Consider the following 12,813-nt stretch of genomic DNA (forward strand, 5'->3'; position numbering starts at 1 on the left):
GACCTGGATCTCGAACTTGCCGTCGGTCGCCTCGGAGACGTATTTCGAGAATTGCTGGGCCGTGCCGTAGATCGTGTCGAGCGACTTCGGGAAGCTCGACGTCAGCCGCCATTTCACCTCGGGCTGGGACTGCGCGACCGCCGGCATCGCGACCGTCGTCGCGGCGGCGGCCAGAGCGCCGGATTTCAAAAAGCTGCGACGTTCCATATGGTTTCCTCCCGAAGGCTTGTTATGCCTTTATTGGCGCGTCCGAGAAGGAAAGAAAAGACATGAAGCTCGCCTCGCTCGCGCATGGCCGTGACGGCCGTCTCGTCGTCGTATCGCGCGACCTCACCCGTGCCACTGATGCCTTTCCCGTCGTGCCGACATTGCAGGCGGCGCTCGACGACTGGGAGCGATACGCCCCGCGCCTCACCGATCTCGCCGAGGGGCTGGAGCACGGCTCGGTCCCGTCCTTCCGCTTCCACGAGCATGACTGCGCTGCGCCGCTGCCGCGCGCCTATCAATGGCTGGACGGCTCGGCCTATGTGAACCATGTCGATCTCGTCCGGAAAGCGCGCGGCGCCACCATGCCGGAGAGCTTCTGGACCGACCCGCTGATGTACCAGGGCGGCAGCGACGCCTCGCTCGGCCCGCGCCAGGCCGTGCTGGCCCGGAGCGAGGAGGACGGCATCGATTTCGAGGCCGAGATCGCGGTCGTGACTGGTGACGTGCCGATGGGCGCGACCCGCGAGGAGGCGCTTCAGGCCATCCGCCTCGTCATGCTCGTGAACGACGTGAGCTTGCGGAACCGGATTCCCGGCGAATTGGCGAAAGGCTTCGGCTTTGTTCAGTCGAAGCCCTCCTCGGCCTATTCGCCGGTGGCGGTGACGCCGGATGAACTGGGCGGCGCCTGGCGCGACGGCCGTCTGCGCCTGCCGCTGCTGGCGCTGGTCAACGGCACGCTCTTCGGCAAACCCGATGCCGGCACCGACATGACCTTCGATTTCGGCACGCTGATCGCCCATGCCGCCGCGACCCGCCGCCTCTCCGCGGGCACCGTCATCGGCGCCGGCACGGTCTCGAATCGCGATGCCGACGGCGGGCCCGGCCGGCCGGTGGCGGAGGGCGGGCAGGGCTATGCCTGCATCGCCGAGCAGCGCATGGTCGAGACGATTCGGGCTGGCGGGCCGAAGACGCCCTTCCTGCGCTTCGGCGACACGGTCCGCATCGAGATGAAGGATGCCGCCGGCCATTCGATCTTCGGCGCGATCGAACAGGACATCCTGCCGCACGGCTGATCGATCTCCCGGCTGCTGCGGCTTGGCGGCAGCCGGGCGGCCGGATAACGTCACGCCTATAGGCCGAAGCCGAGACGCGAGAACCGAGACGCCATGACCGAGACCGTGCCGTTCTATTCGACCGCCATCCCGCTGGCCTTCTTCGTCTGGGGGCCGGTGCTGGTGGTCGTGCTGTTCTGGCTGGTCGGCCTTTGGTCGAACCGGCAGGGCGTGCCGCGCATCCTGGAGGGCGACTGGGACGGCTACAGCGTCGCCGATGTCGAGAAGCTGTTCACGATCTATGGCGAGGACACCCGCGCCCGCTACCGCAACCGCGTGCTGCCGGCCGATGTCGCCTGCGCCTTCACCTATGCGATCGTCGGCGCCCTGATCATCGCCGGCCTTGCGATGCGCGGGCAGCCCTGGTGGGTGGCGGCGCTTTGCGGCGGCGGCTGGCTGCTCGGCGGCCTCTGCGATGTCGCGGAGAATTTCGCGCTGGCGCGCATGCTCGACCGCTATCCGCAGGTCGATGGCGGCAATGTCGCCTTCGCCAGCACCATGACGCGATTGAAGCTCGTCCTGTTCGCGCTCGGCGTCATCGGCGCGCTCGCGGCGGCCTATCTCGTCTTCAAGCCGCTGGCGGGTTGAGGCCGCGCCACGTCTCGCGCGTGAGCCGAAACCGCGTGGCGATCACGGCGGGGTAGCCGATCAGGATCGTCGGGTCCATCGGCGCGGGCGAAAAGCCCAGCCGCTCGGCGAGGCGTAGCGAGGCCAGATTGAGAGGATGCGTGGTGATGGCGATCGCCGATAGCGCGAGCGCCTCGAAGCCATGCCGCAGCAGGCGCGCGGCCGCCTCGCGCGCATAGCCCTGGCCCCAGCTCGCGACGGTAAACCGGTAGCTCAGCTGGACGTCCTCGGCCGCATCGCCGTCCGGGATCAGCCCGACATAGCCAAGAAACTCGACGGGCTTGGCTTTCGCGAAGACGGACCAGTAGCCCAATCCCCGCTCGACATGGCTGAAGCTGCGGGCCGCGACGGCCTCGGGGCTCATCGCGGGATCGTCGATCGCGGCGATATGCTTCATCACCGCCGGATCGGTGTTCATCCCGGCGATGGCGTCGATATCCCCGAGCGACCGCGGGCGCAGCAGCAGCCGCTCGCTTTCCAATTCCGGCAGCATGTTTCCGTTGTCCCGAGCCAATTCACGGAATGAGATTGTGCGGCGCAGAACTCTGGTGCGCCGCTGCTCCGCTTCCCATATCCTGCCGGGCGCCAAGCTGGAACGCGCCGGGAGAATGGGAATGCTGCTTCGTCGTTGGGTCCTGGCCGCCTTGGCCCTCACCCTCTCGGGAATGACGCTGTCGCCGGCCTCGGCGCAGGAAGACCTGATCTTCCGCAAATCCACCGTCTGGAAGATGCTGACGCCGAACGACAAGCTCGCCGTCTACGGCGTCGACGATCCCATCGTCGAGGGCGTCGCCTGCCATTACACCGTGCCCGAGAAGGGCGGCGTCTCCGGCATGTTCGGCGTCGCCGAAGAGGTCTCCGAGGTCTCGCTCGCCTGCCGCCAGATCGGCCCGATCAAGTTCAAGGAGAAGGCGGAGCAGGGCGATGTCGTCTTCCGCGAGCGCCGTTCGCTGGTCTGGAAGAAGATGCAGATCGTGCGCGGCTGCGACACCAAGCGCAACGTGCTGGTCTATCTCGTCTATACCGACAAGCTGATCGACGGCTCCCCGCAGAACTCGACCTCGACCGTGCCGATCATGCCCTGGGGCACGTCCGGCGAACCGCCGAAATGCTCGGAATGGATTCGTTAGAGATCGGGCGATTTTGCACGGAACCGCTGCGCCATTCCGGGGCAGGCCAGAGGCCTGAGCCCGGAATCCCGAACCGGTGCGGCTTCCACGAAGGGCACGATCGGACCATCGCTCGAATTCATAGCGGCATCGGTTGTGGGTTCCGGGCGCTTCGCTGACGCGAAGCCCCGGAATAACGGCGCGATTCCTCGCGCAGCCTATTGGCCGCAGGTGATGCTGAGCGGCTGCTCGGCCGCCTGAGCCGGGCTGGGCTTGGTGACCGAGCCGGTGAAATCCTCGCGGTTGGCGACGCCGAAGGCAACAGCCTTGCCGAAGCCTTGCGACTCGCACCAGGCGTTGGCGACGATCTTGCCGCATTCGGCCTTGGAGGAGATGCAGTCGGCGACGCCGTAGCCGTCGCTGGCCGGGATCAGGAAGGTACGCGGCTCGTTCGCGGCGGCGGCCGTATGGCTGGTCGGCATGATCGACAGCGAGATGCCGGCGGCGACGATCCCGAGCAGTCCGACGAAGGCCACGGCGCGGCGCATGAATTTGGGTTCCTGATGGGCAGCGGGCGCAGAACCCGCGAATCGGGAGAATGGTTCCGGGCGGTTAAATTTGAATGAACCGCGCAACCTTCGGGCAATGCTGCATTGCAGCAATCGGGCGCCCTCTTGACGGAAAGCCCGCGGAAAGGCAATCAGTTCGCACCATGACGCGAGCCGCCATCAACAGCTCTTGCATTATTTGCCGCTAGCTTTCGCTGGCCGGCTGCTCACGTCCTCGTCCTGAAAAACGAACCGACAAAAGCGCCCCCGGCCAGCGGCCAGGTCGCCCTTTCGTATTTCGCCGTTCGTTTCGTTCCAGGATTTAGCCCGATGTCGCCGACCCTGAGGCTCTACAACACGCTGACGCGGACGAAGCAGGACTTCGCGCCGATCGATCCGTCGAACGTGCGCATGTATGTCTGCGGCCCGACGGTCTACGACTACGCCCATATCGGCAATGCCCGCCCGGTCATCGTCTTCGACGTGCTTTATCGGCTGCTGCGCCATATCTACGGCGCGGACCACGTCACCTATGCCCGCAACCTCACGGACGTGGACGACAAGATCAACGCCCGCGCGGCGCGCGATTATCCCGGCCTGCCGCTGAACGAGGCGATTGCCAAGGTCACGCAGACGACGACGGCGCAGTTCCATGCCGATATCGATGCGCTCGGCACGCTGAGGCCGACGACGGAGCCGCGCGCCACCGAGCATATCGAAGAGATGAAGGCGATCATCGAGCGCCTGATCGCGCGCGGTGTGGCCTATGTCGCCGAGGAGCATGTGCTCTTCCACGTTCCGGCGGTCGCCCATCTCGTCAAGGCGCCGAAATACGGCACGCTCGCCCGCCGCTCGCTCGATGAGATGCTGGCCGGCGCCCGCGTCGATGTCGCGCCCTATAAGCGCGACGCGATGGATTTCGTGCTGTGGAAGCCGAGCCGCGACGGCATCGATCCCGGTTGGCCGTCGCCGGCCGGCATCGCGACGCCCGGCCGCCCCGGTTGGCATATCGAGTGCTCGGCCATGTCGATGGCAAAGCTGCTGACGCCCTTCGGCGGCGGTCTCGCCTGCGATGATCCCATGAAGAACGTATTCGACATCCACGGCGGCGGCATCGATCTCGTCTTCCCGCACCACGAGAACGAGATCACGCAGTCCTGCTGCGCCTTTGGCGGGGCGGAAGGGCAGCCGCTCATGGCCAATATCTGGATGCATAACGGCTTCCTGCAGGTCGAAGGCGAGAAGATGTCGAAGAGCCTCGGCAACTTCGTCACCATCAACGAGCTGCTGGAGACGGATGTGTTCGGCGGCCGCGCCTGGCCGGGCGAAGTGCTGCGCCTCGCGATGCTCAAGACCCACTACCGCCAGCCGATCGACTGGACGGTGAAGGCGCTGGAGGAGGCGGAGAAGACGCTCGATTCTTGGGTTGTCGCTCTGCGCGATGCGAGTTGGGTGAATGTCATCAACGATGACGGAACGCTCGATTCAGCGAGGGCTCGTCCGCCGTTGGAGCTTGTGGAAGCGCTTGCTGATGACCTGAATACGGCAAAGGCGTTCGCTGTGCTCTCCAACATCGCAAAGCGCGCGCGCCATGATGCTGACGAGGCCGAGAAACTGGCCCAATCGGCCGCATTTCTTGGGATCTTCAAGAGACCGACCAAGGATACACGCGGAACTACCATCATCGCAGGCTTAGATTTGTCCATCGACGGTTCTGAGGTCGAGCACCTGATCGCCGCCCGCCTCGACGCCCGCCGCGCGAAGAACTTCGCGGAGTCCGATCGCCTCCGCGACGAGCTCGCCGCGATGGGCATCGCGCTCAAGGACGGCAAGGACCCCGCCACCGGAGAGCCGACGACCGCCTGGGAGGTGAAGCGATGAGCCCGAAGATCCGCCCGGCGGGCTCGCTCTCCTTCGCCATCAAGCTGGTCATGCTGGCCATGGTCGTGCCGCGCGTCGTCCGCTTCAAACTGAGGCGGGAGCGATGAGCGCGGCACGCGTCCATCTCTTCGACACGACGCTGCGCGACGGCGCCCAGACAACCGGCGTCGATTTCTCGCTCGACGACAAGCGCGCGGTCGCAGGCCTGCTCGACCGTCTCGGCGTGGACTATGTCGAAGGCGGCTATCCTGGCGCCAACCCGCTGGATACCGCCTTCTTCGCGGAGAAGCCGACCAGGCAGGCGAAATTCGCCGCCTTCGGCATGACCAAGCGGGCAGGGCGCTCGGCCGCCAACGATCCCGGCATCGCGGCGCTGCTCGAAGCGAAGGCCGACGCCATCGTTTTCGTCGCCAAGAGCTGGGACTACCATGTCCATGTCGCGCTCGAGATCTCGCTGGAGGAGAACCTCGCCGGCATCCGCGAGAGCGTCGAGGCCGCCAAGGCCGCCGGCCGCGAAGTGATGCTCGATTGCGAGCATTTTTTCGATGGCTACAAGGCCAATCCGGACTATGCGCTCTCCTGCGCCCGCACGGCCTATGAGGCGGGCGCGCGCTGGGTTGTGCTCTGCGACACCAATGGCGGCACGCTGCCCGACGAGGTCGGCGCGATCGTGCGCGAGGTCGTGAAAGTCGTTCCGGGCGACCATCTCGGCATCCACGCCCATGACGATTGCGGCTGCGCCGTCGCCAATTCGCTGGCGGCGGTCGAGGCCGGCGTGCGCCAGATCCAGGGCACGCTCAATGGTCTGGGCGAGCGCTGCGGCAATGCCAATCTCGTCACGCTGATCGGCGCGCTGAAGCTCAAGGAGCGCTATCGCGGCCGCTTCGAGCTCGGCGTCAGCGATGCCCAGCTTGCCGAGCTCAGCCATGTCTCGCGCGCGCTCGACGAGATGCTGAACCGCGCGCCGAACCGGCACGCGCCCTTCGTCGGCGCCTCGGCCTTCGCCACCAAGGCCGGCATCCACGCCTCGGCGGTGCTGAAGGACCCGCGCACCTACGAGCATGTCGCGCCCGGGGCCACCGGCAACACCCGCAAGGTCCTGATTTCCGACCAGGGCGGCAAGTCGAACCTCGTCGCCGAGCTGGAGCGCATCGGCGTGACGCTGGGCCGCGACGACCCGCGCCTCAACCGCGTGCTGCAGGAGGTCAAGGACAAGGAGGCGCAAGGCTATGCCTTCGAGGGCGCCGACGCCTCGTTCTTCCTGCTGGTGAAGCGCATCCTCGGCGAGCTCCCGGCCTATTTCGAGATCGAGCGCTTCACCGCCAATGTCGAGCGGCGCTACAACGCTCTCGGCGAGCTCGTCACCTTCTCCGAGGCGATCGTGAAGGTGAAGGTCGGCGACGACGTATTGATCTCGGTCGCCGAAAGCGTGCTCGGACCGGTCAACGCGCTCGACCTCGCGCTGCGCAAGGATCTCGGCCGCTACCAGTCGCTGATCGGCGGGCTGAGGCTGGTCGATTACAAGGTCCGTGTCTTCCAGGGCGGCACGGATGCGGTGACGCGCGTGCTGATCGAATCCGGCGACGAGACCGGCGAGCGCTGGACCACGGTTGGCGTCAGCGCCAACATCATCGACGCCTCGTTCCAGGCGCTGGTCGACTCGATCACCTACAAGTTGGTCAAGGCCGGCGCGACGGCGTGAACCCCTGCGCCGTCATGCTCGGGCTTGACCCGAGCATCTCTTGCAGGAGGAGGCATCAGCGCCTCCATCGTCCCAAGATTCTCGGGTCTGCACTTCGCTTCGCCCGAGAATGACGGTTCTGGATATCACTCCGTCAGGCGGATCACCCGGTCCTTGCACAGGTCCATGTCGGCGTCGCTCTCGGCTTCGTCCTCGAATTTCGCCTGCACGGTATAGGCGCAGCCCTGCGGCTTGTTGAGCTTCAGCGCGATGCTCTTGCCCGGCGCCAGCGGCTTGGCGAGCTTGGCGACGAGGCGCGGCTGGTCGCCGGGCGTCGCGATCGCGAAATTGCTCAAGGGCACGGCGCGCTGGTTGGTGATCGTGATCTGAGGATGCGGCCGGGAGCCCTGCGCCATGGCCGGCAGCGCGAGGATGATGGCGGCGGCGATGCCGATCCCGGAGGCGACAAGCTGTTGAGCCTTCATGGTATTTCCTTCCCCTTCTCGAGCGTCGGGCGCTCTGGATGGGATCAGATACCTGCGATGGGGCGATGGCAAGGCAGCTTTCGGGCAGTCCGAGCCATGTTCCCCACGCAACGACATTCCCCTGCAACGGCGCACGATTGCGTCTATATGAACGCGCCAACTGGAATCGTTTCAAAATGTCCGCGCCGTCAGCGCCGCCCCCGCCGTCGAGCTTTCAACGCTCTGCCGTGATCCAGCCCGGGTCCGGCTTCTTCGCCACCTTCCGGGCGCTCTGGCCCTATCTCTGGCCGGCCGAGCGTGCCGATCTGCGTGGCCGCGTCGTCGCGGCCTTCGCGCTGATGCTGTGCGGACGACTGGTGCTGATGGGCGTTCCCTTCACCTTCAAATGGGTGACGGATGCGCTGGCCGGGACCTATTCGAACCTGGAGAAATGGCTGCCCTGGCTGGTCGGCGCGCCTCTGGCGCTGACGGTGCTTTATGGCCTCGCCCGCGTCGGCGCGGCCGCCTTCGTCCAGATGCGCGATGCCATCTTTGCGCCGGTCTTCATGCATGCGGTGCGCACGCTCGCGCTCCAGACCTTCGGCCATCTCCACCATCTCTCGCTGCGCTTCCATCTGGAGCGCAAGACGGGCGGGCTCACCCGCGTGCTGGAGCGCGGCCGCAACGGCATCGAGGAGATGGTGCGCCTCGGCCTCAACCAGCTCGTGCCGGTGATCATCGAGGTCATCATGATCATCACGGTGCTGCTGTACCTGTTCGACTGGCGCTATGTCGTGGTGCTGGTGGCGATGGTCACGGCCTATATGACCTACACCATCAAGGCGACGGAGTGGCGCATCGCCATCCGCTCGGCGATGAACGAGTCGGATACCGACGCCAATGCCAAGGCGATCGACTCGCTGCTCAATTACGAGACGGTGAAGTATTTCGGTGCCGAGGCCCGCGAGACCGCGCGCTACGACCTGTCGATGGCGCGCTACGAGCGCAACTCGATCAAATCCTACAGCTCGCTGGCCTGGCTCAATTTCGGCCAGGCCGCGATCTTCGCGGTGGGGCTGACGCTGTCGATGGTGATGGCGGTGCGCGGCTTCCAGGCCGGCACGAACACGGTCGGCGACCTGATCCTGATCAACGCGATGCTGATCCAGCTTTACATACCGCTCAATTTCATGGGCACGGTCTATCGCGAGATCAAGCAGGCGACGCTCGACATCGCCCAGATGTTTTCGCTGATTGGCCGCGATCCCGAGATCCAGGACAAGCCCGGCGCGAAGCCCCTGGCGGTTTCCGCCGGCGAGGTCGCCTTCGAGGACGTGCATTTCGCCTATGTGCCGGAGCGGCCGATCCTGCGCGGCGTCTCGTTCAAGGTCCTGCCGGGGCAGACGGTCGCCATCGTCGGCCCGTCCGGCGCCGGCAAGTCGACGATCTCGCGCCTGCTCTTCCGCTTCTACGAGCCGCAAGCCGGCCGCATCCTGATCGACGGCCAGCCGATCGCCGATGTCCAGCAGGTCTCGCTCAGGGCCGCGATCGGCATGGTCCCGCAGGATACCGTGCTGTTCAACGACACCATCGAGTACAACATCCTCTATGGCCGCCCCGAGGCGACCCAGGCCGAGGTCGAGGAGGCCGCGCGCCTCGCCCAGATCGACCGCTTCATCCGCCTGCTGCCGGAAGGCTACGCCACCTCCGTCGGCGAGCGCGGCCTGAAGCTCTCCGGCGGCGAGAAGCAGCGCGTCGCCATCGCCCGCACCATCCTGAAGGGGCCGCCGGTGCTGGTTCTCGACGAGGCGACCTCGGCGCTCGATTCCTTCACCGAGAAGGAGATCCAGGACGCGCTCGACCGGGTCAGCGAAGGCCGCACAACCCTCGTCATCGCGCACCGGCTCTCGACCGTGGTCAATGCCGACGAGATCATCGTGCTAGACAAGGGCGTCATCGTCGAGCGCGGCCATCATCGCGACCTGCTCGCTGCCGATGGCGTCTATGCTGCGATGTGGAACCGCCAGCGCGAGGTCGACGAAGCCAAGGCCACGCTCCAGCGCGCGACCGAGGCCGAGGGCGAGAGCGTCCGGGTGACGCTGACGTAGGGCATCGGCCGCGCGACTCCGTCATGCTCGCCCTTGTGGCGAGCATCCACGTCTTGAACGCCACGCTCGACAGGCGAAGACGTGGATGGTCGGGACACGTCGCCTCCCTTTCAGTCAGTTTAAAACCCCTCGCAACTACGGTCCGTTTCCTGCATGCTCTCTCGGCAAGGCTGAGCTTTGGGGGCTGCCATGTTCGATCCGACCACATTCGTAGGTTTTCACACCTGGCTGAGCCTCGTGGCGATCGTCGCCGGGTTTCCCGTGACGATGGGGCTATTGCACGGGCATACCCGGCCGGGCTGGACCGGCGTATTCCTCTCGACAGCCTTCGCGACGAGCGCGACCGGCTTCGGCTTTCCGGTCAGCGGCGTGTTGCCGTCCCATATCGTCGGCGCGATCCATATCGTGCTGGTCATGATCGCGGCCTACGCGCTCTACGGGCAGCGGCTGGAAGGGGGCTGGCGTCGCCTCTATGCGATCATGGCGGTGCTGTCTTTCTACCTCTTGGTCTTCGTGCTGGTCGCCCAGCTCTTCGGAAAGGTGCCGGCCCTGCGGGCATTGGCGCCGACGCAGTCCGAGCCGCCCTTCGCGATCGCCCAGGGCATCGTCCTCGTCGTCTTCGCCCTGCTGACCTGGCGTGCGGCGGTGCGCTTCGTCCAGGTTCCGCATCGGGCGGCCTGACCGGGGGCGTCCGCGACATCGCGCGCCGCCTGCCGGCGCGCGGCGGGGCTTTCCCTTGGCGCCGGAACCCCCTAAATCAGCGCAACGCTCGCTGCCGGCTTCAGGCGGCGACATGCCATTCCCGTGCGCCCGGCGCCGACAGCTCAACGGAACCCGCCTCATGTCCCTCGTCGATTCCGTCCGCAAGGTGATCGTACCCATCCACAAGGAGGGTTACGTCTTCATCGTGATCGGCCTCGTGGCGACGATCATCCTCGCCAATCTCTGGTCGCCCTTCGGCTGGATCGGCGCGATCATCACGATCTGGATCTGCTACTTCTTCCGCGATCCCGTCCGAATCACGCCGCAACGGGAAGGGCTGGTGATTTCGCCGGCCGATGGCCGCATCAGCCAGATCGCGCAGTCGCTGCCGCCGCCGGAGCTGGAGCTGCCGGCCGAGCCGATGACGCGCATCTCGATCTTCATGAACGTCTTCGACTGCCATGTGAACCGCGCGCCCGTGCCCGGCCGCATCGCCAAGATCGCCTATACGCCCGGCCTCTTCCTCAATGCCGAGCTCGACAAGGCGAGCGACGACAACGAGCGCAACGCGCTGGCGATCGAGACCAAGTCCGGCATCGTCGGCGTCGTCCAGATCGCCGGCCTGATCGCACGCCGCATCGTGCCTTTCGTCAAGGAAGGCGACGTGCTGGGCACCGGCGAGCGCTTCGGCCTGATCCGCTTCGGCTCGCGCGTCGACGTCTATCTGCCTTCGCATGTCGTGCCGCTGGTCGGCGAGGGCCAGACCGCGATCGCCGGCGAGACCGTGCTGGCCGACCTCACCGGCAACGAGCCGGTCGCCCGCAGCTTCCGCGACATCTGAGGGTTGAAGGGCGCCTGAGAGGCGGTGTCATCCCGTGCGCGCTGCGGCATGTAATGCCGCTGCGCAGACACGGGACCGCCCCACTGAAAGGGCGCCCTACCGACGGCGCCGAGAAGAACGCCCCATCCCGATGACGATCCCGCATCAGCGCAGCAGCATTCCCATGCCGCAGCGCGTGCGGGATGACACGCGTCGGCGCCTAGCCTCTCATCGCGAAACCGCGTATTCCGGCTGACATGAGCGACCTGTTTCCTCCCTTCGAGCCCGAGCGCGCCGAATCGAAGCGCGCCCGCTTCAAGCCGATCCCCTTCCGGCTGCTGGCCCCGAACGTCATCACGCTGCTGGCGCTGTGCCTCGGACTCACCGCGATGCGCCTTATCGTCGAAGGCAAGCTCGAGACGGCGACGATCTGCATCCTGATCGCGGCGGCGCTGGACGGCGTCGACGGCCGTCTGGCGCGTCTGCTCAAGGGCACCTCGCGCTTCGGGGCCGAGCTCGATTCGCTCTCCGATTTCGTCAATTTCGGCGTCGCCACCGGCTATGTCCTGTGGATTTTCGTCCTGCACGACCTGAAATCGGTCGGCTGGATCATTGTGCTGACGCTGGCCTGCGCCATGGCGCTCCGGCTCGCGCGCTTCAACGTGATGATCGACGATCCCGACCGGCCGGACTGGCAGAAGAACTTCTTCGTCGGCATGCCGGCCCCGGCCGGGGCGATCACCGCCATGCTGCCGGTCTATCTCCACATCATCGGCGTGCCCGTGCAGGAATACGGCGCGCTTCCCGTCGGCATCTACATCCTGTTCATCGCCTTCCTGACGATCTCGCGCATCCCCTGCTATGCCGGCAAGACGCTTGGCACGCGCATTCCGCGCACGCAGGTGCTGCCGATCTTCGTCGCGGTGGTGATCGTCGCGGGCCTGCTCTTCGCCTACACCTTCGAGGTGCTGACGGTCGTCGTGCTCGCCTATCTCGCGCTGATTCCGGTCAGCGTCGCGCGTTACCGCAAGCTGGAGCGCGCGCATGCGCTGGCAGCGCCGGCGCCCGCGGCGGAAGCCGCGTCCGACAACCAGGTCTGATCGTAAGCTGACGCTTAGCGGCGGGAGCCGCTGAGCCGGGCCGCATTGGCGCGCGTGCGCCGCGCGAACGGCTCCAGCGTGCTGTCGGCGGCCCTGACCGCCGCCTTCGCCAGGTCGACCTGCCCGAGCGGGTTGAGCGCAAGCCCCCACCAGAATGCCGCCGTCGCCTGCGTCGCGGCGAAGCTGCTCTCGAGCACGGCAGAGACCTTTTCCGCCACGGCCTTGGTCGCCTCGCGCTGGCCGCGGCTGTCGCCGAAGGCGCCCTTCATCAGGAGCGGCATCCGCATCGCGATGGTCAGGCCGGCATCCGCCTGCATGGACATCAGGCGGGCCGCGAGAACCTGCGCCTCCGCCCCGGTCGCGAGGGCGGAGCCCGTCGATTTGCGCGTGCGGGCCATGAGGGAAAACTCCGGTAGGTCGGCGGCAACAGGGTAGGAGCGCCGAACGGTAGGAC

Annotated in this window: 14 protein-coding genes; 9 read left to right on the forward strand and 5 right to left on the reverse strand. The window is 66.4% G+C overall.

The window, feature by feature from the left end; translation table 11 throughout:
• A partial coding sequence (locus JHD80_RS24605; RefSeq protein WP_199092773.1) for a twin-arginine translocation signal domain-containing protein occupies positions 1–207 on the reverse strand: 207 nt, incomplete at its 3' end.
• A gap of 62 nt (positions 208–269) precedes the next feature.
• Between JHD80_RS24605 and JHD80_RS24610 the strand changes: the two genes are divergently transcribed.
• Positions 270–1,280, forward strand: a complete 1,011-nt coding sequence (locus JHD80_RS24610) for a fumarylacetoacetate hydrolase family protein (protein ID WP_199092775.1) — start codon at positions 270–272, stop codon at positions 1,278–1,280.
• 93 nt (positions 1,281–1,373) lie between these two features.
• Entirely contained in the window at positions 1,374–1,907 is a 534-nt protein-coding gene (locus tag JHD80_RS24615; RefSeq protein WP_199092777.1) for a hypothetical protein, read from the forward strand.
• On the opposite strand, the gene JHD80_RS24620 is transcribed toward JHD80_RS24615, so the two are convergent.
• Complete coding sequence (locus JHD80_RS24620) at positions 1,888–2,535, reverse strand: GNAT family N-acetyltransferase (RefSeq protein WP_199092779.1); 648 nt, start codon at positions 2,533–2,535, stop codon at positions 1,888–1,890. The genes JHD80_RS24615 and JHD80_RS24620 overlap by 20 nt on opposite strands.
• 25 nt (positions 2,536–2,560) lie before the next feature.
• Between JHD80_RS24620 and JHD80_RS24625 the strand changes: the two genes are divergently transcribed.
• Positions 2,561–3,076 carry a CreA family protein gene (locus JHD80_RS24625; RefSeq protein WP_465246555.1) on the forward strand — a complete coding sequence of 172 codons (516 nt, stop codon included), beginning with the start codon at positions 2,561–2,563 and terminating at the stop codon, positions 3,074–3,076.
• A 197-nt stretch (positions 3,077–3,273) separates the two neighbouring features.
• On the opposite strand, the gene JHD80_RS24630 is transcribed toward JHD80_RS24625, so the two are convergent.
• Positions 3,274–3,603 carry a hypothetical protein gene (locus JHD80_RS24630; protein WP_199092783.1) on the reverse strand — a complete coding sequence of 110 codons (330 nt, stop codon included), beginning with the start codon at positions 3,601–3,603 and terminating at the stop codon, positions 3,274–3,276.
• A 330-nt stretch (positions 3,604–3,933) separates the two neighbouring features.
• Between JHD80_RS24630 and cysS the strand changes: the two genes are divergently transcribed.
• Entirely contained in the window at positions 3,934–5,484 is a 1,551-nt protein-coding gene (cysS, locus tag JHD80_RS24635; protein ID WP_199092785.1) for a cysteine--tRNA ligase, read from the forward strand.
• Between the two features lie 103 nt (positions 5,485–5,587).
• On the forward strand, positions 5,588–7,186 hold the full coding sequence (cimA, locus tag JHD80_RS24640) for a citramalate synthase (protein WP_199092787.1): 1,599 nt from the start codon (positions 5,588–5,590) through the stop codon (positions 7,184–7,186).
• A 125-nt stretch (positions 7,187–7,311) separates the two neighbouring features.
• Here the strand turns inward: cimA and JHD80_RS24645 are convergent, their stop codons facing one another.
• A complete protein-coding gene (locus JHD80_RS24645) occupies positions 7,312–7,650 on the reverse strand; it encodes a hypothetical protein (protein ID WP_199092790.1) in 339 nt (112 codons plus the stop codon).
• Between the two features lie 176 nt (positions 7,651–7,826).
• On the opposite strand from JHD80_RS24645, the gene JHD80_RS24650 reads away from it, so the two are divergent.
• The 4 genes from JHD80_RS24650 (at position 7,827) to JHD80_RS24665 (ending at position 12,359) form a co-directional block, all read left to right on the forward strand.
• Positions 7,827–9,737, forward strand: coding sequence for an ABCB family ABC transporter ATP-binding protein/permease (locus JHD80_RS24650; protein ID WP_199092792.1), 1,911 nt, complete (start codon positions 7,827–7,829; stop codon positions 9,735–9,737).
• A 189-nt stretch (positions 9,738–9,926) separates the two neighbouring features.
• Positions 9,927–10,418 carry a hypothetical protein gene (locus tag JHD80_RS24655; protein WP_199092794.1) on the forward strand — a complete coding sequence of 164 codons (492 nt, stop codon included), beginning with the start codon at positions 9,927–9,929 and terminating at the stop codon, positions 10,416–10,418.
• A 160-nt stretch (positions 10,419–10,578) separates the two neighbouring features.
• Positions 10,579–11,280 (forward strand): phosphatidylserine decarboxylase, encoded by a 702-nt coding sequence (locus tag JHD80_RS24660; protein ID WP_199092796.1) that lies wholly within the window; start codon positions 10,579–10,581, stop codon positions 11,278–11,280.
• 236 nt (positions 11,281–11,516) lie between these two features.
• Positions 11,517–12,359 (forward strand): CDP-alcohol phosphatidyltransferase family protein, encoded by an 843-nt coding sequence (locus JHD80_RS24665; protein WP_199092798.1) that lies wholly within the window; start codon positions 11,517–11,519, stop codon positions 12,357–12,359.
• Positions 12,360–12,373: 14 nt separating this feature from the next.
• On the opposite strand, the gene JHD80_RS24670 is transcribed toward JHD80_RS24665, so the two are convergent.
• Positions 12,374–12,813: hypothetical protein (locus JHD80_RS24670; protein ID WP_210339992.1), on the reverse strand; the 440-nt coding region annotated here is incomplete at its 5' end.

This window comes from Allobosea sp. ASV33 (assembly GCF_016428755.1).
Taxonomy (GTDB): Bacteria; Pseudomonadota; Alphaproteobacteria; order Rhizobiales; family Beijerinckiaceae; genus Allobosea.